The sequence below is a fragment of the Rossellomorea orangium genome, assembly GCF_019334305.1.
In the GTDB taxonomy this organism is placed as follows: Bacteria; Bacillota; Bacilli; order Bacillales; family Bacillaceae_B; genus Rossellomorea.
In genome coordinates this window covers 74,740-95,688 of the sequence record NZ_JAHWGH010000032.1, presented here as the reverse complement: position 1 = coordinate 95,688, position 20,949 = coordinate 74,740, and the positions used below count along the sequence as shown (strand labels likewise).

Genomic DNA, 20,949 nt, shown 5'->3' with positions numbered 1-20,949 from the left:
AGATTAAAGTGTAGGTAAAGGGAGGGGGACTGTCAATCATTTTTTACAAATCAGTGAAGGTGCTATTTTCCAGTAAATGAGGACTTTTACAACGCTTTTGGTTTCTCAAAAGGCGAAAAAGGGTTTATTATATATAATAAGGATAAATATTGAAACATGGCTCGAACTTCGTTGACACACCATAAAGACAGGTGTATCTTATAGTAAGTTTGACTATTGTACGTGATTTTGTTTGGGGGAATTCAATTGGTTACCATCCATAAAACCAATATTGAAAAAGCATATGATTCAGCCAAAATGAAGGCTAAACAAATAGATCGTCCCGTTCTTCTGAGCATAGTGGAGGAAGTCGATGCAGTAGATCCTCTTTCCTTTTACTATGGAGGCAGTTCTTTTATTGGAGAGCGCTTTTTATGGAAGGACCGTGATCACACCATCACGCTTGTAGGACTCGGAGCGGCCCATATCGTTTCCACGGATGAGATGGAAGAGCGCTTTTTTACAATTGAGAATGAGTGGAAGCGCTTAATTGGAGAGTCCGTAGTCGTGACAGAGGACAAGTGGCCAGGAACAGGGCCATTACTATTCGGTGGTTTTAGCTTCGACCCGTTAAACGCCAGGGGAGACGAGTGGAGTCATTTCTCTGAAGGTTCGTTTCAGCTCCCGATGTTCATGTTGACCAAGCCGGGGAAAACGAATTATTTGACGATGAACGTCATCTGTCATCCGGAAGAAGATGAAAGTATATTCCATGAACGCATCCGCATAAAGGAAAGCCTTCTTGCTAACGCCCGGAAGACCATTATTCCTGAGATTGCCCATTGGCTCCGTAACCGTGATGTGAAGCCTGAAGAATGGAAGGACTCTGTTCAGAGTGTCGTGAATCGGTTACAGCAGGGGGAAATGGATAAGGTCGTTCTTGCAAGAAAATGTGAAATTTCCTTTGAAAAGCACGTGTCATCTGATTTTGTATTGGATAATCTTTGGAAGCAGCAGCCCGATAGCTTTGTGTTCAGCTTTGAAAGGGAAGAAAGCTGCTTCATCGGAGCAACTCCAGAACGACTTGTAAAAAAAACGGGAGAAGAAATCCTGTCTACCTGTTTAGCGGGATCGATTGCCCGTGGGGATACCCTTGAAAGGGATGAAAAACTGGGGGAAGAGCTCCTGGGGGATGAAAAGAACCGTTATGAGCATCAGCTTGTCGTGGACAGCATCCAGGATGCCTTGAACCCTTTTTGTAACGAGCTGTCGATCCCGACTTCCCCGCAGCTTATGAAGTTGAAGGACATCCAGCACTTATACACTCCCGTTATTGGACAGGCATCTGAGAATACATCGATTCTAAATCTTGTGGAAAAATTACACCCGACTCCTGCACTCGGCGGGGTACCAAGAGATAAGGCATTGCACGTGATCAGGCAGGAAGAACAAATGGATCGTGGACTATACGCAGGTCCTATCGGCTGGATGGATGCCTACGGGAATGGGGAGTACGCCGTCGCCCTCCGTTCCGGCCTCCTGCAAAGGGATAAAGCATACTTATATGCAGGCTGCGGAATCGTAGCCGATTCACAGCCTGAAAGTGAGTTTAAAGAAACACAAATGAAATTTCGACCAATGCTCCGTGCATTAGGGGGAACCGTACATGATTGATGAACATCAGGAGAAATTAACTCATTATTTAGCGGCCTTCATTGAAGAATTGGTTGGAAATGGAGTAGACGAAGTCGTCATCAGTCCCGGCTCTCGTTCTACTCCTTTGGCATTGTTATTTGCCCATCATCCAGGAGTCAAAACGTATACAAACGTGGATGAACGTTCAGCAGCATTCTTTGGATTGGGTATTTCCAAGGCAAAAAAGAAACCCGTAGCCATCTTGTGCAGTTCAGGGACTGCAGGAGCAAATTACTACCCTGCTGTCATTGAGGCACGCTACGGAAAGGTGCCGCTCATTGTCTTGACGGCCGATCGTCCTCATGAGCTGAGAGAAGTGGGTGCGCCTCAAGCGATCAATCAAATTGATTTATATGGAAAGCACGTGAAATGGTCCGTTGATATGGCATTGCCGGAAAGCATCCCTTCCATGGTGCAATATGCACGATCATCTGCCGCCAGGGGCGTGTCCATCTCTACGGGGTATCCACAAGGGCCGGTTCATTACAATTTTCCATTCAGGGAACCCCTTATCCCAAATCTACAGCAGGTGGAATTCACACCGTACCAATCGGGAAAGACCGTCATTCAGGGGGATCGTCAATTGCCTTCAGGATATCAGCATGACCTTCTGGACCAATTAAAGAAATCAAATCGGGGCATCGTTGTGTGTGGACCCGGAATAGGTGAAGAGGCGGTGCAGTCCATTATCGCATTTTCCGAGGGATATGGCCTGCCGATTCTGGCAGACCCGTTATCCTTTGTGAGGAATGGTAGCCACTCCAAGGAAAATATCATGGATTGCTACGACACATTCATCAGGATCGATGAGCTTAAAGAATCTTTACAGCCTGACCTTGTCATCCGGTTCGGTGCTATGCCGGTATCGAAAGCACTGATGTTGTTCCTGAAAAGCATGCCGGATATTCCGACATGGGTTGTGAGTAATGGAGAAGAATGGCAGGACCCGACTGCACGGGGAACCCACTACATCCAATGTGAGGAGAACCTTTTCTGTCAGGCCTTCATTGGGAAAAACGATAAGCCTGATAGGGAATGGCTCGAGTATTGGGTGGGTGTCAATGACAAGACAAAAGACTTGCTCGACGATGGTCATGAATCCTGGGATGAAGGAAAGGCTGTCCATCATCTGATCAGGCATCTGCCTGACGGGGCAACCCTGTTTTCAAGTAATAGCATGCCCATCAGGGATTTGGATACCTTTTTATTTACCGATGACCGTTCGATTCGGATTTTTGCCAATCGAGGAGCGAATGGAATAGACGGAGTGGTATCCACGGCCCTTGGCATGAGTACAGGGTCACAGTCCATGTATCTCCTGATTGGGGATCTTGCCTTTTTCCATGATTTAAACGGACTATTGACCGCCAGGAAATATCAATTGGATATGACCATCATCGTCATGAATAATAATGGTGGAGGCATCTTTTCATACCTGCCGCAAGCATCTGATCAGACACACTTTGAAGACCTGTTCGGTACCCCGATGGACCTGGATTTTGCTCATGCAGCAAGGCTGTACGGAGCGGGTTATTCCAAGGTATCGGAGGAGGAGGAATTTATCCCTGCCCTTTTGGAAGCCGATCAATACAAAGGGATAAGCATCATTGAAGTGATGACCAATCGAGAGGAAAATGTAGCAAATCATCGTAAATTGTGGAATTTTGTTTCCCGGGAAATGACGCGGAAAATAAAGGGTGGATATCGTGATTCTTCAAGTGAATGATATTCGGTATTTTGTAGAAGTTAAAGGGGAAGGGCAGCCTCTGGTTTTCCTCCATGGCTTCACGGGTGACACGACAACATGGTCGTCTGTCACTGATTCATTATCCGAATCCTACCAGTGCATCAGCATTGATTTGATTGGCCATGGACGCACGGATTCCCCTGAAGATGACAGCAGGTATACGATGGATCGCGTTTCCGAGGATATTTGCTGTATTCTTGATGAGCTTGACGTTGGGCCTGCCGTACTGATCGGTTATTCCATGGGTGGACGTACTGCTCTGCACTTTAGTCTGAACTATCCTGAAAAGGTGAAGGCGTTGATACTTGAAAGCTCTTCACCTGGTTTGAAGGCGGTTGAAGCAAGAGCGGAGCGAAAGAAGAAGGATGAGGTGCTTGCCGATAGAATTGAAAAAGGTGGAATCGAAGCCTTTGTCGATTTTTGGCAGGAGATCCCCTTATTTGCCTCTCAGAAAAGACTTTCGGATAAAGAGCGCTCGGAAATCCGGAAGCAGCGTCTGAGTCAATCTGTCACAGGCTTGTCCAATAGCTTGAGAGGGATGGGGACAGGCGCACAGGACTCTTTATGGGAAGAGCTTGAAGAGCTCTCTGTACCTGTCCACGTACTTGTCGGTGAGCTCGATCAAAAGTTCGTAGGGATTGCAGAAAACATGAAAAAGATCAATCCAATGTTCAATATTGTGACATTTTCCAACACTGGTCATGCAATTCATGTGGAAGAACCGCGAAAGTTTGGTACAATAATAGAGGATCTACTGTTAACTACATAAAGGAGGAACAACTAAATGGCTTTTGAATGGGTTTCAGAAAGAAACTACGAAGATATTTTGTACGAAACTTACAATGGGATCGCTAAGATTACGATCAATCGACCAGAAGTACGTAACGCATTCCGTCCTAAAACGGTTATGGAATTAATCGATGCATTTGCTTATGCACGCGACGATTCCAAAGTCGGTGTCATCGTTTTAACAGGTGCGGGTGAAAAAGCATTCTGTTCAGGTGGAGACCAACGTGTCCGCGGGCACGGCGGATATGTCGGGGAAGATGAAATTCCTCGCTTGAACGTATTGGACCTTCAGCGTCTGATCCGTGTGATTCCGAAACCTGTCATCGCAATGGTAGCAGGTTACGCGATCGGTGGAGGGCACGTCCTTCATGTCGTTTGTGATATTACGATTGCTGCTGATAATGCGATCTTCGGACAAACAGGTCCTAAAGTAGGAAGCTTTGACGCAGGATACGGTGCAGGATACCTTGCACGCATCGTCGGTCACAAGAAAGCGAAAGAAATCTGGTACCTGTGCCGTCAGTACAACGCACAGGAAGCGCTTGAAATGGGCCTTGTCAATACAGTGGTTCCATACGAGCAGCTTGAAGCAGAAACGGTTCAGTGGGCTTCAGAAATGCTTGAAAAGAGTCCGACTGCCCTTCGTTTCCTTAAAGCTTCATTCAACGCAGATACAGATGGACTGGCAGGACTGCAGCAACTTGCAGGTGACGCTACCCTTCTATATTACACGACGGAAGAAGCGAAAGAAGGCCGTGACGCATTCAAAGAAAAGCGTAAGCCGGACTTCGGACAATTCCCTCGTTTCCCTTGATTTGAGGCGGCCTGATGAATCAGATATGGATTCATCGGGCTTTTTTTTAGATGATGGTTTAGCGGGAAGTGGCACGAGTTTCATAAAAGTGCCGCAACAAACAACCAACCACACATGAAAAAATAACAAATTCATTCAATTGAACCAACAAGAAAGGAATGGACTAGACAGGATGACAACACAGCAATTGCCCAACTGGCTGAAACAAAGAGCATTTTTAACCCCTGACCGGATGGCGTTATGTAATGGTGATGTTGAATACACATTCAAAGAATTATGGATGAAAGCCATTTCCATTGCCGAACAGCTGCAAACGATCGTTCAATCATCATCGCATCCGTTTGTGGGTCTCATGATTAAGAATAAAGTGGAATCTGTGTTGCTTGTTCACGCCATCCAACAGCTTGGTTTCACGACTGTCTTATTGAACAATAAATTAAGTGAAAATGAATTGTCTTTCCAAATCAGAGATATGGCGTTATCAACGGTTCTGTATGATGATGAGTTTGAGGGAAAGCTTTCTTTTTTAGGAGATGACGTTGACGGGATTTCCTTCTCTCGCTTATTCAATACATCACCCACACGTTTTGAGGTGAAGGATCATTTTCATTTAGACCAAGCATGCTCGGTCATGTACACGTCGGGCACGACGGGAGCTCCTAAAGGGGTTTTACAATCGTACGGAAATCACTGGTGGAGTGCCATTGGTTCTTCGTTGAATCTCGGTATAAATGAAAATGATACATGGCTTTGTTCCGTGCCCCTTTTTCATATCAGCGGATATTCAATCCTGATGAGAAGCGTCATATATGGGATGAATGTACGCCTGTTTGAAAGCTTTGATGTGGAAGGAATCAATCGGGAATTGATATCGGGAGATGTTACGATTATGTCTGTTGTCAGTAATATGCTCACGCGTCTGATGAAAGACTTGGACGACAGGACCTATCACCCGAATTTCCGCTGTATGCTGCTCGGCGGTGGACCCGCGCCACTTCCATTACTGAAGGAGTGTAAAGAAAAAGGTGTACCCGTCTTTCAAACGTATGGGATGACGGAAACGGCTTCTCAGATCGTGACGTTATCACCTGAATACAGTTTTTCAAAGCTGGGGTCTGCCGGAAAGCCACTCTTTCCTTCTGAATTAATGATCCTGGGCAAGAATGGGAAAGCCCATGAGAATCAAGAAGGGGAGATCCTTGTGAAAGGACCGAATGTGACCAGCGGTTATTACCGGAGAGAGGAAGCGAACGCTAAAAGCTTTGATTCCGGCTGGTTTCATACGGGGGATATCGGGTACGTGGATGAAGAAGGATTCTTATTTGTATTGGACCGGCGATCAGATTTGATAATTTCAGGTGGGGAAAATGTGTACCCTGCAGAAATAGAAAGTGTACTGTTAGGCTGTAAAGGCGTGGAGGATGCAGGAGTGACAGGAATCACAAGTGACGAATGGGGGCAGATTCCCTGTGCCTTTATTGTGAGAAAGAATCATCTTCCAAAAGAAGAAATCTTAGAGCACTGTAAAAAGAATCTTGCGTCTTATAAATGTCCGAAAAAAATCATCTTTATGGATGAACTGCCACGGAATGCTTCAAATAAACTGCTGAGAAGAGTGCTCAGAGATCAGTGGGAAAAAGGAATGGTTACAGATGAAGATTAGGTCCATCACCCTGAATGTCATTTCAATGCCTTTAAAGAAACCGTTTGTGACCCATCTCCAAACCGTTGATGAACGGGAAGGGATCATTGTCGAAGTCGAGGATGATGAAGGACTGCGGGGACTTGGGGAAGGTGTCGCCTTTTCTACTCCATGGTATACAGAAGAAACAGTGAAAACATCCTACCATATCCTAAAGGATGTGTTGATTCCCCTTGTAAACAGCAAATCGTTCCATCATCCTGAAGAGATCGGGAAGCGGTTCGAAGCCGTTCGAGGAAATGCCATGGCAAAGGCCGCACTTGAAATGGCAATATGGGATCTTTATGCCAGGCGGCAACAAATGCCTCTGTGGAATTTGATAGGCGGTGTACGAGAAGAAATCCTGGCGGGAGCTGTTGTCGGTGCCGACAACGCTCAAATGATGGTCAAGCAGACGGAAGAGCTGGTGGAAGAAGGGTATCAACGAATAAAGCTGAAGATCTCACCATTGGCAGATGTAGAGATTGTCAAAGAATTGCGAAGGCATTTTCCAGCACTTTCCCTCTTAGCCGATGCCAATTCTGCGTATTCTCTCGAAGACAAAGCGCAACTCCAGGCATTGGACGAATATGATTTGGAGATGATTGAGCAGCCTCTGGGAATAGACGATCTGGTCGAACACTCTTTATTGCAAAAGGAGATCACCACCCCCATCTGCCTTGATGAAAGCATCATTACCCCTCACAATATGAAGAGTGCGATTCATTTAGGAAGCTGTGGAGTGGTCAACATCAAGCTTGGCAGAGTAGGTGGATATTCGAGTGCCCTCGAAATTTACCGGCTGTGCCAGGAGCATCATATTAAGGTATGGTGCGGTGGGATGATCGAATTTGGAGTTTCTCGTGCCCATAATCTGGCTCTGGCCACATTGAAAGGCTTCTCCATTCCCGGTGATATTTCATCTTCCTCGAAGTATTGGGAGGAGGATATTATCACTTCCCCGATCGTGGTGGAAAATGGTGTGGTGAAAAGGTTGGATGGTGCGGGAATCGGCGTGGAATTAAATCGAAAGCGTTTGAATTCAGTGACTTTGAGGAAGGAGACATTTTCGTCTGATTGATTGTTTTCCCAATCCTGTCCATATATACTTAAAGAAAAAGTCTTAGAGGAGGAACTATGAAACTAGGTGCATTTTCTGTAAGTTTAAGCGTAAAGGACATTACTGTATCTAAATCCTTTTATGAGAAACTTGGCTTTGAAGTCATGGGTGGAGATCTCAGTCAGAATTGGTTGATAATGAAAAATGAAAGTTGCATCATCGGGTTATTTCAGGGTATGTTCGAAAACAACATCCTGACCTATAATCCGGGCTGGAACCAGAATGCAGAAGAGCTCGATTCCTTTACGGATGTGAGGGAGTTACAGAAGCAGCTGAAAGAAAAAGGGATTGACATGCTGTCTGAAGCGGATGAATCGAGCGAGGGACCAGCCAGCTTTACGATTAAAGACCCAGACGGCAATATGATTCTTGTTGATCAGCACAGGTAAGAAGCTGCTGATCACTGAAGCTGGGTTTAAGAGGGGGTTGCACTTTTGTTTGGGGTGGGAGACCAGGTTAAGCACCAAGGCAGATCAATAGACGGAGAAATTCCGCTTAATGAGTTAATTATTATTAAAAAGACTGAAATAGGGGGAAAGATTCCGCCTATTGACTCGAAAATACAAAAAATGGATGATTTTTCAGTGCCTAAGCGGAAAATCTCCGCTTATTTATCCCCAGAACAAGTTTCGTTCAGACTTAAACAGGAGAATCTCCGCTTATTTTCCGTTTCCTGATTTTTTATATAAACGACAAGACACCTTATTTCCGCATCACTAGTATTCTAATAATGATGAAAAAACTCGCCCACATGACTACGGCGAGTTTTACTTTTTTATATACAAATGTCATGTTTAAAAAAAGCACCTTAAAAGGGAACAGTATCCTTAAGTCCCTCTAAGATGTTTATGCCGTCTAAAAAGGGTTTGTCGCCCATTGAAGAGACTGCTTGATGAAGATTCTCGGGTGGAGCTTCAGTTGTGATACCATATGCTCCGCCAGGTCCTCCGGCTGCATGTATTTCTCCTTGTCAGCTTCATCCACGTGATCAAAAGTCAGATCCGTCGCCACCAGGCTTGGGTTCAAGGTCATGACACGGATATTATGTTTTCGGACTTCCTGCATGAGTGCTTCTGTCATCCCTTGGATGGCAAATTTGGACCCACTATACGCTGTGCTCCCTGCTGTACCTTTCAATCCGCTGCTTGATGAAATATTGATGATATCCCCACGGTCTTTCTCGATCAATTGGGGCAGGACGGCACGGGTGACATAATATGTTCCGAATACATTCACCTCAAAGGTCCGTTTCCAATCCTCGGGATCGATTTCAAGAAATGATCCGTACGTTCCGATACCGGCATTATTGATCAAGATGTCGGCAGGTCCCAATTCTTTACTGAGTTTCGCGACTGCTTGATTGACCTGGTCCATATTGGAAATATCCGCAACAGCCACACTCGCTTTCACGCCAAGCGACCTCGCTTCATCCGCCACTTTTTCAAGAGTGCTTTCTGTACGGGCGATCAACCCGACATGGACGCCTTCCCGGGCAAACTCCAATGCCGTCGCTTTTCCGATTCCCCTCGCTGCACCTGTAATATAAGCCGTTTTGCCATTGATCGGTTGTGCCATTTTAATCATCCTTTCAATTGGTTCTAAGGTAAGTGTAAATTGATGGAGAGTGGTAGGCAACTAATATACCTGATGTGGTGGAATAAAAAAAACGCTCCGGGAGTCCCGGAGCGTTCTCATTCACTTTTTTGCCTCAAGTACCGTTTGTCGTTCATGAATAAGCTCCAGAAGTAGACAAACCCCGGGAACAGGATGATGAACCCGACGATATAGGTGATGAAGACGGCCTTAAATGAATTGGGATCTGTAAATCCCGACTGAATCGTCACTTCTGGATAGATGATATAGGGCAAGTGTGCTTTACCGTATACATAACTTGCCAAAACATATTGAAAGGTTACGGCAATGACCGCGACCCGCGGCATCCCTTTCATTCCCTCTTTATTCGTAGGGAGAAACAAAGCACCTCCCGCAACGAGGAATCCGAGAAGGGAAATCAGTAAGATAGGCAGGTCTTCCATCATCTTGTCATAAATCCATCCTGCCTCATTTTTCATAGTGAACATGATGAGGAAGGCCATGACAACCGAAATGGGACCAATGATCAGAGCGTCACGCCTATACACCTTGAATGCTTCGAATTCTTTTGAAGCTTTCGAGTAATCGGCAAGAAGCAGGGATGACAGAAACAATGTACTTGCGACGGCGAACCCGAAGAAAGCATATTCATGGGGACTACTGAACAGTTTCCCTAGGAGAAGGGTCTGGCCGTCTTCGAAATCGATATAAGGTCCGTGAGAGATAGGCAGAACACTGATAAGGAGGCCCGGGATCAACAAGCCGGTGATCCCCGTTACGTAAGTGAGCGGCTTCCTGTAATCATCCGCCACATGGGAGAATACAAGAAAGGCACTCCGCAGGGCCAGAAGCAATAGAATCAAGCTTCCCGGAACGAGTAATACCGTTCCTAAAGAATAGGCAGCACCAGGGAACATGCTGTATACGGCGACAACTAAGGCGACGATGAATGTGTTCGTAACCTCCCAGGTAGGAGACAGATACCGATTGGCGATATTCGTTGCTTTCGTTTTGTCATGGTTGATATAGATCATTGACCAGAAACCGGCACCGAAGTCCATTGTTGCCATGACGGCATAGATAAAGACGAATCCCCAAAGGATTGTGATGGCAATCAAAGCTTGTGTCATATCTTCACCTCCAATTCCTGCTGTTTAAGTTGACAGGGGAATATCCTTCTGATTTGATTCCGCTTTGTTAATATCCTTTTCAGGAGGATTCCGCTTAAAGTAATACAGGAGTACCAGAACAACGGAAACGGCCAAAATCGCATATACTGAGACGAAGAGAATGAAAAGAGTCCCTAGGTTACCTGAAGTGGTAACCGAATCTTCCGTACTCAGGATGCGGTAAATCGTCCATGGTTGTCGGCCAGTGCAGGCGAAGATCCATCCAAACTCGATGGAAAGGATCGACAAAGGTCCACCAGCCACGAATGCCCACATCAGCCATTTCGGGAAACGGTCCTTTTTCAGTAGCTTGTTCCACACGTAGGCGACGAGGGAAAGAAGAATGAGCAGTGATCCAATCCCAACCATTGCGTTAAATAGAGTATGAACGAATAGGGGTGGCCAGTATTCTTCAGGGAAGTCATTCAACCCGATTACCTCTGTATCAAAGCTGTTCCCGGCCAGGAAACTGAGGGCCCATGGAACTTCAATCCCCCACTTTACTTCTTTTGTAACAGGATCGGTGAATCCACCGATGGAAAGTGGAGCATGAGTCTGGGTTTCAAATAATCCCTCCGCCGCAGCCAATTTCTCAGGCTGATACTCATGGAGCTTTTGTGCGGATTCATGTCCATTGATCGCTGTGAGAAAGGCGAAGACACCACCGACCAATAAGCAAATCATGAGCGACTTTCGATGAAAAGCATAGATTCTCGAACCGAAAGAAGATCGAAGCATTTTAAAGGCCGATACGGTCGCAATCGTAAAGGAGCCCGCTACATAAGCAGATAATGCCACGTGTCCGGCCGTCACGAAGAAGCTTGGATTAAAGAATGCTTTCCAAGGATCCACATTGGTGATTTCCCCATTGATGATTTCAAATCCGGCCGGCGTCCCTTCAAAGGCGTGTACATTGGTAATCAGAACGGCTGAAGCCAGGCCGCCGATTGCAACAAGCACCAGGCTCACAATCCGCATCCAAGGAGCGATCCGATTCGCTGCATACACATAAATGGACATAAATAACGCTTCCACAAAGAAGGCGTAGATTTCAATTTGAAACGGCAGGGCCATGACGCGCCCGATGACCTCCATGAATCCCGGCCAAAGGAGTGACAGCTGCACACCGGCGATTGTCCCAGTCGGGATGCCCACTCCTAACAAGACTGCGAACGCCTTGGTCCAGCGCTTCGCCATCACGGAATAATCAAGGTCATTGGTCCGTTGAAACATGATTTCTGCAACAAGGATCATTAACGGTATACCCACTCCAAGTGTGGCAAAAATGATATGAAACCCCATTGTAACCCCAAACATGGAACGAGCAATTACTAATTCATCCATTCTCAAATCTCCCTTACTAGTCTTTAACATTTCCTTATTGTCCACTTAATGGAAAATAATATTCATGATTTTAGGAGAAATGGATTGTATTTAGGGAGTCAAATGGCGAAGTCGATAATATAACCTGTTTTTTAAATTAGTGGGTCTGCCATGGCACCGCATCTCATCCAGAAAAAAAAAGCAGCCCCGGAGGCTGCTCTACTGTAATGCTTGTTTCAGTGTATCAATATTCCTCTTCATCAAAGAAAAATAATCCTCATCCTTTTTGCGATCTTCTGCTGTGAGGACGGATAAGTTGTGAAGAGTGAGTGATTTTGCTCCCAATTCATTTTGGACGACTTCTGTCAGGCGTGAAGAGACGTTTTGTTCAAAAAGGATGTATTGGACATTGTCGCTTTTCCCTTTTTCTATGATTTTCTTCAACTCCTGCTGGGACGGTTCGTCTGCTGAATTTAACCCGGCGATGGCTTCCTGATGGAGTCCGTAACGTTCTTCCCAATAGCTGTAGGCTGCGTGGGAAACGTAGAAGGTTTTCTTGGGCGCATTGTCCGCCATGCTTTTGAACTCAGTGTTCAGTTCGTCTAAATCACTGTTCAACGTTTCAAGATTCGCTTGGAATTCATCTTTATGCTCGGGCATTTTTTTTGAAAGAGTGTCGGCGATGTTCTTTGCCATTTCTTTCGAATAAACGGGATCTAACCAAATGTGGGGATTCACATCATGGTTATGCCCATCTTCATGATCGTGGCCATCCTCATCATTGTTTTCGTGATGAACTTCGATTCCTTTACTTGCCGCTACTACTTCAACGTCTTCATTTTCCAGTAATGATTTAGACTTTTCAACAAATCCTTCAAGACCCATTCCGACGTAGAAGAAAACATCTCCATCAGCCATCTTCATCATATCTTTCTGGGAAGGTTCAAAGGTATGTTCATCCGCACCGGGAGGATAGATGCTTTCAACCTCCACATACTTCCCGCCGATTTTTTTCGTGAAGTCCTCCAGTGGATAGACCGTCGTGTATACCTCTAGTGTATCTTTCTTTTTGTCCCCATCCTGGGCGGAATCGGTTCCGCAAGCAGACAAGACGAGAATCAATAATAATAGCAAACTCATGCGAATATAGTTCAAGAGGAAGCCTCCTTTTAACGGTTTTGTTTCATAACTGTAATGATTACGATTTAGCACAAAGGTTATTTTACTACCGATATGGGGAATAAGCAAGATAAATGGGACGATTTTATTAAAAAAGACTACCTCCCGAGTTGGAGCTAGTCTGAATCAGTCTTCTTTTTCCTTGCTTGGCCATTGTTCCGGCACGTGATCGATGCCCCCGGGATGGAATGGGTGACATTTGACAATCCTCTTGATCGTCAGCCAGCCGCCTTTGAGTGCACCGAAACGGCTTACTGCCTCGACCCCGTAATGGGAACATGTAGGGTAAAACCGGCATGTAGGAGGCTTAAGGGGAGAGATGACGCGCTGGTAGAACTTGAACAGTAATAATAAAACCCTTTTCATAATCCGTCTCCTAAAAGAGATTTTCTTTTACTATATCAGAACCTGTACGGGTATTGAAAGGGATTGGCATTTAGAAGATGGTGGATAGGAGTGGAAAAACTGGTTTTTTACCTAATTCAGATTAAGTTGATGAAATAACTATGAATTTACGTTATACTATGAAGTAGAAACTAAATGGGAGTGATTTTTAATGCCTTCAGTAGAAAGCTTTGAATTAGATCATAATGCAGTGAAAGCACCATATGTCAGACATTGCGGTGTGCATAAAGTAGGAAGCGACGGACTTGTGAATAAGTTTGATATCCGTTTCTGTCAGCCGAACAAGCAAGCGATGAAGCCTGATTCCATTCATACACTAGAGCATTTATTAGCCTTCACGATCCGTAAATATGCTGAGCCATATGCTCATTTTGATATCATTGATATTTCACCGATGGGCTGCCAAACGGGCTACTATTTAGTCGTAAGCGGGGAGCCGAAAGTAGAAGAAATCATCGACCTGTTGAATGCTACCATGGAAGAAGCGGTAGAAATCGAAGAAATCCCGGCAGCAAATGAAAAACAGTGCGGGCAGGCGAAGCTGCATGATTTAGAAGGTGCCAAGAAACTCATGCGTTTCTGGCTCAGCCAAAGCAAAGAAGAATTGAAACAAGTATTTGCATAAAAACAAGAAAATCCACCGGGAGCCGGTGGATTTCTTTATGTTTATTCTTTCTTTTCCTCTTCTTCTTGTTTCATCTTTTCAAGGTGAGGATTATTTTCAAGTGGATCGACTGTATGCTTAACGGTTGTATAGGCTTTGGAAGTCGTTAGGGCACTTAAGAAAATCACCAGAATACAAATGACAACCGCAATAATCAGAACAAGAGTCACTGACATCATGCAACCCCCTTTTTTTTCACTATTTTACCATAGAACGTTCCAGCGTTCATGGAGTAAAAATAACAATATTATGTCATTTCCTATGATTTCCAATGGATGTTTGTTATTCTGAATATAAGGAATGAATAGATTTTAGTATGCACCATTCTTAACAGTCGAAGCGAGGGGGAAGTTCCCATGGAAATCTCTTCTATGATGGGGAAACAGGTTGCTGAGCTTCAAAGGACGCTCAGTATGAATTTGCTGAAGAGCCAGATGGCCACTCAAGCGGCACAAGTCACGGTGATGATGAAGGATATGCAGCCCGCTCCGCATCCAAGTAAAGGACATGCAGTGGATGTAAAAGGATGAAAAAAAAGGCGTTCCTCCGGGTAATCGGAGCAACGCCTTTTTTTATTGTCCAGCTCCGGAGCATTTCTTAATGAAGACTTTTCTTCTCGAGTCTTACCCTTTCCTCACTATTGGACCATTTTTCTTTCAATGTTTCGAATATGTATAGGCGGAAGAAGTATTGTAATTCTTCTGTTTCCATTTCCTGTATGAGTTCTAATAATTCGTTCCTGGATGTATCTTCTAAGATTGTAAGGGCAATGAGGTCTAAGTCTTCGTCGGTACCTTTGATTCTTCCACGGTACATTTCATAAATCTCTTCGATCAACTTCATGCGCTTCACCTCCCTTTCGTTTCATTTTAACATGAACGTTTATGAATTTCTCTACATATTATGCTAGGACAACTCTTATTTGCCTTTACCCGTTACCGTCCTTTTTAACCATGGGAAGGTGTTCCGGGATGTTTTTGATTTAATCAGCCAGTTGTTCAGATACCGAGGAAAGGATTGTCAAATTCATACCAACCATTAGGAAAAGGAGATGCTTTATTTGGAGAAAAGTACGCTGTTCGTTGGGTCGGGTCTTAGTGCCATTATTCTTAACCTATTCGGTGAGTGGGACATGCTGATCACATTTCTGTTGATTGCCGTGACCCTCGATTATGTAACAGGGTTGATTGCGAGTGGTATAGAAGGGAAGCTGTCCAGTAAATTCGGAGTGAAAGGGATCGGCAGGAAAGTGCTGATTTTTTCCCTCGTCACGGTTGCCCACCTTATTGATACTATACTAACAAATCAACACTTTATTCGTAATGCCACGATTATTTTTTATTTATGTAATGAAATGATTTCGATCATTGAGAATGTCGGTCGGGCGGGAGTTCCTGTTCCGGAATTTTTAAAGAGAGCGGTTGAAGTATTGAAGAAAAAATCGAAGTGAATAGAATTCCGTCAATTGAGGAAAATGAAGGGTAAGTACATTGAAGGAGTGGGAAGATGAGCGAAGAACGTCACGATTATTATATAGAAGTAGCGACAGGAGAAATCTCAAGAAGCTCGACTGATTCCGAATGGAATTTTAAAATATCTGCAACGGATGAAGAAATCACCCAGCTTCGGGAAGTGTTCGATTCCAATCATTCCGTCGATTGGCAGAATTTCTACAGGGCTCATGTCCCGTATGTTCAATATCATTTTGACCGGGAGAATGATGCCTATGATGAAAATCTGCAGCAGGTGTACGGCATGCTGCATCGACTCGGGGATGAAGAGGTGAAGAAGTTCATTGAAAGTATCGGCATCCTGAATGATCATCCTCATGAAAACAGCGAGTAAGGACGAAAAGTGTTGGTTCAGAAGTGATTTCTGTGGACCAACGCTTTTTATTTATGGTTAGATGGAGGAAAGAACGTACGCATGGGGGGAAGTCAGGTGGAACGGTTTGTAGATGAAAACGGAAAGAAAGTGGAGATGTCGTTTGAGAAAGGACGGTTTCGAGAGGCGTCCAATCACGTCCTTGTGCTGTGCCGCTATGATGGTCATTGGCTGTTGACCCGGCATAAGAAGAGGGGCCTTGAGTTTCCCGGCGGAAAGCGGGAAGAGGGGGAGACCCTAACGGATGCTGCGAAACGGGAAACGTATGAAGAGACGGGCGGGATCATCAGGGAACTGGTATTCATTGGAGAATATAAGGTCTATGATGATCCACCGTTTGTTAAAACGATATACTTCGCTGAGGCAGAAGAGCTCATCCCCAAAGACGATTATATGGAAACGGATGGATCGGTCCTTTGGAGAGGAAATTTTAACGAAATTCAGGATGATCCTTCTTTTAGCTTTATCATGAAGGATCAAGTGGTGGAGCTGGCAGTAGACAGGTTGGCTGATCTCGATGTTACGATTTGATCCATTTCTTCTCTAGCATTTCCACCAGTTTATACATAATCGTTGCGAATACGGCAATCACGAGAAGTGAGAGCAGGACAAGGGTGAAGTTAAAGACCTGGAAGCCGTAGATGATCATATAGCCAAGACCTTTGGCGGAAACAAGGAACTCACCTACGATGACCCCTACCCAAGACAGCCCTACATTGACTTTTAATGTTGAAATGATCGTAGGGAAGGAGGCGGGAAGAATGACCTCTTTGAACATCTGTCCCCTTTTCGCCCCGAAGGTCTGCATCACCTTTAAGTAATTGGGATCAACTTCCCGAAAGGATGTATACACGACGATGGTGGTGATGATGACAGAAATGACGGTCCCCATTGCGATGATCGAGGTGAAGCCCGGTCCGAGTCCCACGATCAATATCGGGCCGAGTGCCACCTTGGGCATGGCGTTCAGGATGACGAGATACGGATCCAGTACTTTTGAGAGAAAAGGCGACCACCATAATAAGGCGGCAAGCATGGTACCAAGAAGGGTTCCTAGGATGAATCCAATGACGGTTTCCCCAAGGGTCACAGACAGATTGGCTAATAGGCTCCCGTCTCCCATTTTCACAATGAATAATCTCCATATTTTTAAAGGAGAACTGAAGATGAGGGGATCCACCCAGCTGTTTCGACTGGCTATCTCCCATAATGAGAAAAATACGGTGAATATGAGAGCTTGATAAAACCAGACCCATCGCTGCTCTTTTTTCAGTGACAGGATATATTCCTGATGCTTTTGTTTAATATGTTCGTGATTCAAGTTTTTCAAGCTCCTTCCATATGGATTGGAAAAATTCCGGGTATGCTGCATGGTTCCTGACTTCAAAGGGCATCAATTCTTTTAATTGTGCAGGTACATCGAAAATGGTGTGGATATGACCCGGTTTCGTCCCGAATAAGATGATTCTGTCACTCATGGAGATGGCTTCCCCGATATCATGGGTGACGAGGATGGCTGTTTTACCGAAAGACTTCAAGGTGGAAAACACCAGGTCCTCCAATTTTAATTTCGTTTGATAATCAAGGGCGGAGAAGGGTTCATCCAGGAGAAGCAGCTGAGGTTCGGTGATGAGTGTACGGATCAGCGCGACCCGCTGCCTCATCCCTCCAGAGAGTTCCCGGGGATAGGATGATCCCACTCCTTCAAGCCCCATTTCGTTCAATAGCGAGTGAGCCTCTCTTCGCTTTTCCTCAGTCAGGGTGCCCATGATGGTCAACCCCAACAATATATTCTCTTCGATTGTTTTCCAGGGAAACAGATAATCCTGCTGCAGCATATAGCCCAGTTTCTTTTTCATCGTTCTTATGGGCTTATTCAATAATGTTACCGTTCCTTCCGTCGGCTTAATGAGTCCTGCGACGATGGAAAGTAAAGTCGTTTTGCCGCATCCCGATGGACCGATGAAAGAGACGAATTCACCTTCTTCTACCTGTAATGTGATATCTCTGAGGGCATGGGTGGCTGTTTTCGGTGAAAAATAGGTGTGGTGGACAGTATCAATTTTTAGAAAATTCACTGTGGCAAGCCTCCATTTTTTCTTTTTTTTACAAGGGAAGGGCTGACGTTTGAAGTCAGCCCCCGGATATTACTTTGCCGCTTTTTCAGCGATGGATGTGTTTACAAGCGTCTTATGGTCGACGGTTTGAGGGAGTTCTCCTGCTTCATCCATGATGGTTTGGAGATTATTCCACTCTTCTTCGTCCAGGATAGGATCCGTCGCATAGGAACCTTGTGATTTATAGCGGTCCACAACGGTTTCAATCAGGTCCAGTTCCGTATCTTCAAAATAAGGTTCGATCACTTTGGCGATGTCGGCTGCGGAATTTTCTTCCACCCATTGCTGCGCTTTGTATAAGGCTTTTGTAAACTTTTCTACGGCCTCTTTGTTTTCTTTCATATAGCTGTCCTTGGACATGAAGGTCGTGTATGGCACGTGTCCGGATTCCGTTCCAAAGGAAGCGACGATATGTCCTTTGCCTTCTTGTTCAAAGATGGAAGCTGTCGGCTCGAATAATTGGACATAATCTCCTGTACCGGATGCGAAGGCGTTGGCTATATTGGCAAAATCGATGTTCTGGATGAGATTTAAATCGTTTTGAGGATCGATGTCGTGATTCTTTAACACGAACTCACCGACCATTTGCGGCATTCCGCCTTTACGCTGACCTAGGAAGGTAGAACCCTTCAGCTGATCCCATTCAAAGTTCTCTACCTTTTCCCTTGAGACAAGAAACGTTCCGTCTGTTTGGGTCAATTGTGCAAAGTTGATGACGGGATCATCGGACCCTTGTGCATGGACATAGATGGACGTTTCAGAGCCGACCAAAGCGACATCCGCACCGCCGGATAATAATGTGGTCATGGTTTTATCCCCGCCCCACGTGGTGGTCAGTTCAATGTCGAGCCCCTCGTCTTTGAAAAACCCTTTTTCAATTGCGACATATTCAGGTGCGTAGAAGATCGAGCGGGTCACTTCTGCCACCCGGACCTTTTGAACTGCTTCTTCTTTTTCTCCGCATGCGGTCAAGCCGATCGTCAACGTGAGAATGAGGAGTATACCTAAACCGGTTTGAAGCCATTTTCTCAATTTAATCTTCCTCCTTTACTTATTAAGGGTGATCGATAGTTGGGATGAGTGCAGTTGTCGCCTAGTTTTATCTATAAGGCAATAGGGTAGGATGATCATAAAGCTTTTTGGGACTTTGCCTATTTCAATTAGCTAAAGTATTCTATGTAAAGTACGAAAAATGTGTGATTACCCAGTGCACGTTTTGAAAGGAAGAGAATATGAAAGACGGAAGTGTTATACAAAAAGTATTGTTTCCATCACCTAATCCACATGTGGTGTTGTTTGAAGTCACTTATATATCCTCTGGGCTCAGGGTGAAGGGGCTGCTCGCGGAACCTGTCCTGAAGGGGAAGTATGATGCTTTCTTATATTTAAGAGGGGGGATCAAAGGGGTCGGAATGGTGAGACCCGCACGGATCGCCCAGTTCGCCTCACACGGATTTATCGTCTTTGCTCCCTATTACAGAGGAAATCTAGGGGGAGAGGGGAATGAAGACTTTGCCGGGGATGACCGGGAAGATGCTCTTTCCGGAGTGGAATTGCTTAAGAACCATCCACGAACAACCCGGAATCGGATCCATGTATTCGGCTTTTCCAGGGGTGGTGTCATGGCCCTCATGACGGGGATCGAGTACACGGAGGTGACGTCCGTGGTCACGTGGGGGGGCGTGTCTGATATGTTCCTTACATATGAGGAGCGAAAGGATCTCCGCAGGATGATGAAGAGAGTGATCGGGGGGAGCCCCAATAAAGTTCCTGAAAGGTATGAATGGCGAACCCCCCTTTATTCACTCCAGAAGTTAGAGGCACCGGTTTTGATCATTCATGGTGAAAAAGACCAGAACGTTTCCGTGGAGCATGCATATAGATTAGAAAAAAGATTGAAGGAACTCGGGAAACCGGTCACGTCCCATTATTACAAAGAGTTCACCCACTATTTTCCGCCCCGAAAGAACCAACAGATCGTTTCCCTGCTCTGTTCCTGGATGAAGGACCAATAGTCAGTGGTGTATGATGAGATTAAAAAGGATTGAGGTCATACAAAATGGGCATGGGCTTAGAACTTAACACGATGATCGTGACAAAAGGGAAAGAAGAAAGAAAAGAAGGGAATCTCTTTCACCTTCAAAAATCTGGATATCGTCTATTTCCGATGCATATCCCCATTGATGTGAGAAAGTCGAAACACAGTGATCCGATTGGTTTCGGAACAATTGAGAAGATGGAGTGGAAGGATGGGGTCACGACGATCTTCTACCGGTTGATCTCCCTGAACAGGACAAATTAAATAAAACGAGTGGCTGCAGGCAGCCACTCGTTTTATTTGATTTCCTCATACAACAGATAACGGTTATCCTTCGTTTGAGCGATAAGATAATTCTTATGATCTTTCACACTATAAATGGGTGTCCCTTTTGCCAATGTATTTGCCGTAAAGTCATTCACTGGATGATACTTGGTTTCGATCTTTTCTTTGATGGAACCGATCTTTTCATTTAGGGTCAGCTTCTTCTCTACGGATACCTTCACATATTCCTTGTCGTTCACCACCATCATATCCCCATATCCGCATAACTCATAGGATGCAGGCTTTTTCTCCCCGCATGCACTCAATACAAATACGCATAATAGCAAGACAATCAGACGCTTCATATTTCTCCTCCTTCACCATAATGCACATATTCAAAAGATATTCAGGCTTGTACGTGAACATGTTTCTTTTTTTTTTTTGAAGGGGTTGATTTTCCTTATGTGGTACAGTAAAGGAAATAATGA

General features: G+C 45.0%; 25 protein-coding genes. 14 read left to right on the top strand and 11 right to left on the bottom strand.

Annotation, left to right across the window (positions count from 1 at the left end; translation table 11 throughout):
- Positions 1 to 246 precede the first annotated feature (246 nt).
- From KYJ26_RS23700 to KYJ26_RS23670, 7 genes are all read left to right on the top strand, one after another.
- On the top strand, positions 247 to 1,653 hold the full coding sequence (locus tag KYJ26_RS23700; protein WP_257475217.1) for an isochorismate synthase: 1,407 nt from the start codon (positions 247 to 249) through the stop codon (positions 1,651 to 1,653).
- Positions 1,646 to 3,400 carry a 2-succinyl-5-enolpyruvyl-6-hydroxy-3-cyclohexene-1-carboxylic-acid synthase gene (menD, locus tag KYJ26_RS23695; protein ID WP_219170575.1) on the top strand — a complete coding sequence of 585 codons (1,755 nt, stop codon included), beginning with the start codon at positions 1,646 to 1,648 and terminating at the stop codon, positions 3,398 to 3,400. Before KYJ26_RS23700 ends, menD begins: the two co-directional genes overlap by 8 nt.
- The gene (menH, locus tag KYJ26_RS23690; protein ID WP_219170573.1) at positions 3,381 to 4,190 is read left to right on the top strand and encodes a 2-succinyl-6-hydroxy-2,4-cyclohexadiene-1-carboxylate synthase; all 810 of its coding nucleotides are present in this window, start codon (positions 3,381 to 3,383) and stop codon (positions 4,188 to 4,190) included. The genes menD and menH overlap by 20 nt, the downstream gene beginning before the upstream one ends.
- A gap of 15 nt (positions 4,191 to 4,205) precedes the next feature.
- The gene (menB, locus tag KYJ26_RS23685) at positions 4,206 to 5,024 is read left to right on the top strand and encodes a 1,4-dihydroxy-2-naphthoyl-CoA synthase (RefSeq protein ID WP_044340358.1); all 819 of its coding nucleotides are present in this window, start codon (positions 4,206 to 4,208) and stop codon (positions 5,022 to 5,024) included.
- A 172-nt stretch (positions 5,025 to 5,196) separates the two neighbouring features.
- On the top strand, positions 5,197 to 6,687 hold the full coding sequence (locus KYJ26_RS23680; RefSeq protein WP_219170571.1) for an o-succinylbenzoate--CoA ligase: 1,491 nt from the start codon (positions 5,197 to 5,199) through the stop codon (positions 6,685 to 6,687).
- Positions 6,677 to 7,786 (top strand): o-succinylbenzoate synthase, encoded by a 1,110-nt coding sequence (menC, locus tag KYJ26_RS23675; RefSeq protein ID WP_219170569.1) that lies wholly within the window; start codon positions 6,677 to 6,679, stop codon positions 7,784 to 7,786. Before KYJ26_RS23680 ends, menC begins: the two co-directional genes overlap by 11 nt.
- A 56-nt stretch (positions 7,787 to 7,842) precedes the next feature.
- On the top strand, positions 7,843 to 8,214 hold the full coding sequence (locus KYJ26_RS23670; protein ID WP_219170567.1) for a VOC family protein: 372 nt from the start codon (positions 7,843 to 7,845) through the stop codon (positions 8,212 to 8,214).
- Positions 8,215 to 8,680: 466 nt separating this feature from the next.
- Here KYJ26_RS23670 and KYJ26_RS23665 read toward each other — a convergent pair whose 3' ends face one another.
- The 5 genes from KYJ26_RS23665 to yidD all read right to left on the bottom strand — a co-directional run bounded on the left by KYJ26_RS23665 (position 8,681) and on the right by yidD (position 13,455).
- Complete coding sequence (locus tag KYJ26_RS23665; protein WP_219170565.1) at positions 8,681 to 9,400, bottom strand: 3-ketoacyl-ACP reductase; 720 nt, start codon at positions 9,398 to 9,400, stop codon at positions 8,681 to 8,683.
- A gap of 116 nt (positions 9,401 to 9,516) precedes the next feature.
- The gene (locus KYJ26_RS23660; RefSeq protein WP_219170563.1) at positions 9,517 to 10,548 is read right to left on the bottom strand and encodes a cytochrome d ubiquinol oxidase subunit II; all 1,032 of its coding nucleotides are present in this window, start codon (positions 10,546 to 10,548) and stop codon (positions 9,517 to 9,519) included.
- 24 nt (positions 10,549 to 10,572) lie between these two features.
- A complete protein-coding gene (locus tag KYJ26_RS23655; RefSeq protein WP_219170561.1) occupies positions 10,573 to 11,931 on the bottom strand; it encodes a cytochrome ubiquinol oxidase subunit I in 1,359 nt (452 codons plus the stop codon).
- Positions 11,932 to 12,129: 198 nt separating this feature from the next.
- Positions 12,130 to 13,065: a metal ABC transporter substrate-binding protein gene (locus KYJ26_RS23650; protein ID WP_257475216.1), complete on the bottom strand. Its 936-nt coding sequence runs from the start codon at positions 13,063 to 13,065 to the stop codon at positions 12,130 to 12,132.
- Between the two features lie 150 nt (positions 13,066 to 13,215).
- The gene (gene yidD, locus KYJ26_RS23645; protein WP_219170559.1) at positions 13,216 to 13,455 is read right to left on the bottom strand and encodes a membrane protein insertion efficiency factor YidD; all 240 of its coding nucleotides are present in this window, start codon (positions 13,453 to 13,455) and stop codon (positions 13,216 to 13,218) included.
- 190 nt (positions 13,456 to 13,645) lie between these two features.
- Between yidD and KYJ26_RS23640 the strand changes: the two genes are divergently transcribed.
- Positions 13,646 to 14,119, top strand: a complete 474-nt coding sequence (locus KYJ26_RS23640) for an S-ribosylhomocysteine lyase (RefSeq protein ID WP_219170557.1) — start codon at positions 13,646 to 13,648, stop codon at positions 14,117 to 14,119.
- A 41-nt stretch (positions 14,120 to 14,160) separates the two neighbouring features.
- Here KYJ26_RS23640 and ytzI read toward each other — a convergent pair whose 3' ends face one another.
- The gene (gene ytzI, locus KYJ26_RS23635; protein WP_226673643.1) at positions 14,161 to 14,337 is read right to left on the bottom strand and encodes a YtzI protein; all 177 of its coding nucleotides are present in this window, start codon (positions 14,335 to 14,337) and stop codon (positions 14,161 to 14,163) included.
- 177 nt (positions 14,338 to 14,514) lie between these two features.
- On the opposite strand from ytzI, the gene KYJ26_RS23630 reads away from it, so the two are divergent.
- The gene (locus KYJ26_RS23630) at positions 14,515 to 14,688 is read left to right on the top strand and encodes a hypothetical protein (protein ID WP_219170555.1); all 174 of its coding nucleotides are present in this window, start codon (positions 14,515 to 14,517) and stop codon (positions 14,686 to 14,688) included.
- A gap of 67 nt (positions 14,689 to 14,755) precedes the next feature.
- Here KYJ26_RS23630 and KYJ26_RS23625 read toward each other — a convergent pair whose 3' ends face one another.
- Positions 14,756 to 15,001: a DUF6154 family protein gene (locus KYJ26_RS23625; RefSeq protein ID WP_044340349.1), complete on the bottom strand. Its 246-nt coding sequence runs from the start codon at positions 14,999 to 15,001 to the stop codon at positions 14,756 to 14,758.
- A gap of 217 nt (positions 15,002 to 15,218) precedes the next feature.
- Between KYJ26_RS23625 and KYJ26_RS23620 the strand changes: the two genes are divergently transcribed.
- The 3 genes from KYJ26_RS23620 (at position 15,219) to ytkD (ending at position 16,573) form a co-directional block, all read left to right on the top strand.
- Entirely contained in the window at positions 15,219 to 15,608 is a 390-nt protein-coding gene (locus tag KYJ26_RS23620; RefSeq protein WP_257475215.1) for a phage holin family protein, read from the top strand.
- Between the two features lie 56 nt (positions 15,609 to 15,664).
- Complete coding sequence (locus KYJ26_RS23615; protein WP_206851787.1) at positions 15,665 to 16,003, top strand: hydrolase; 339 nt, start codon at positions 15,665 to 15,667, stop codon at positions 16,001 to 16,003.
- 96 nt (positions 16,004 to 16,099) lie between these two features.
- Positions 16,100 to 16,573 carry an RNA deprotection pyrophosphohydrolase gene (ytkD, locus tag KYJ26_RS23610; RefSeq protein ID WP_308807588.1) on the top strand — a complete coding sequence of 158 codons (474 nt, stop codon included), beginning with the start codon at positions 16,100 to 16,102 and terminating at the stop codon, positions 16,571 to 16,573.
- On the opposite strand, the gene KYJ26_RS23605 is transcribed toward ytkD, so the two are convergent.
- From KYJ26_RS23605 to KYJ26_RS23595, 3 genes are all read right to left on the bottom strand, one after another.
- Positions 16,563 to 17,363, bottom strand: coding sequence for an ABC transporter permease (locus tag KYJ26_RS23605; RefSeq protein ID WP_257475214.1), 801 nt, complete (start codon positions 17,361 to 17,363; stop codon positions 16,563 to 16,565). The genes ytkD and KYJ26_RS23605 overlap by 11 nt on opposite strands.
- Positions 17,344 to 18,120: an ABC transporter ATP-binding protein gene (locus KYJ26_RS23600; RefSeq protein ID WP_219170548.1), complete on the bottom strand. Its 777-nt coding sequence runs from the start codon at positions 18,118 to 18,120 to the stop codon at positions 17,344 to 17,346. The genes KYJ26_RS23605 and KYJ26_RS23600 overlap by 20 nt, the downstream gene beginning before the upstream one ends.
- Positions 18,121 to 18,189: 69 nt before the next feature.
- Positions 18,190 to 19,161, bottom strand: a complete 972-nt coding sequence (locus KYJ26_RS23595; RefSeq protein WP_374939793.1) for an ABC transporter substrate-binding protein — start codon at positions 19,159 to 19,161, stop codon at positions 18,190 to 18,192.
- A 230-nt stretch (positions 19,162 to 19,391) separates the two neighbouring features.
- On the opposite strand from KYJ26_RS23595, the gene KYJ26_RS23590 reads away from it, so the two are divergent.
- Positions 19,392 to 20,174 carry an alpha/beta hydrolase family protein gene (locus KYJ26_RS23590; RefSeq protein ID WP_219170545.1) on the top strand — a complete coding sequence of 261 codons (783 nt, stop codon included), beginning with the start codon at positions 19,392 to 19,394 and terminating at the stop codon, positions 20,172 to 20,174.
- 44 nt (positions 20,175 to 20,218) lie between these two features.
- Positions 20,219 to 20,461 carry a DUF2584 domain-containing protein gene (locus KYJ26_RS23585; protein WP_219170544.1) on the top strand — a complete coding sequence of 81 codons (243 nt, stop codon included), beginning with the start codon at positions 20,219 to 20,221 and terminating at the stop codon, positions 20,459 to 20,461.
- Positions 20,462 to 20,493: 32 nt separating this feature from the next.
- On the opposite strand, the gene KYJ26_RS23580 is transcribed toward KYJ26_RS23585, so the two are convergent.
- Entirely contained in the window at positions 20,494 to 20,826 is a 333-nt protein-coding gene (locus KYJ26_RS23580; RefSeq protein ID WP_219170542.1) for a putative periplasmic lipoprotein, read from the bottom strand.
- Positions 20,827 to 20,949 lie beyond the last annotated feature (123 nt).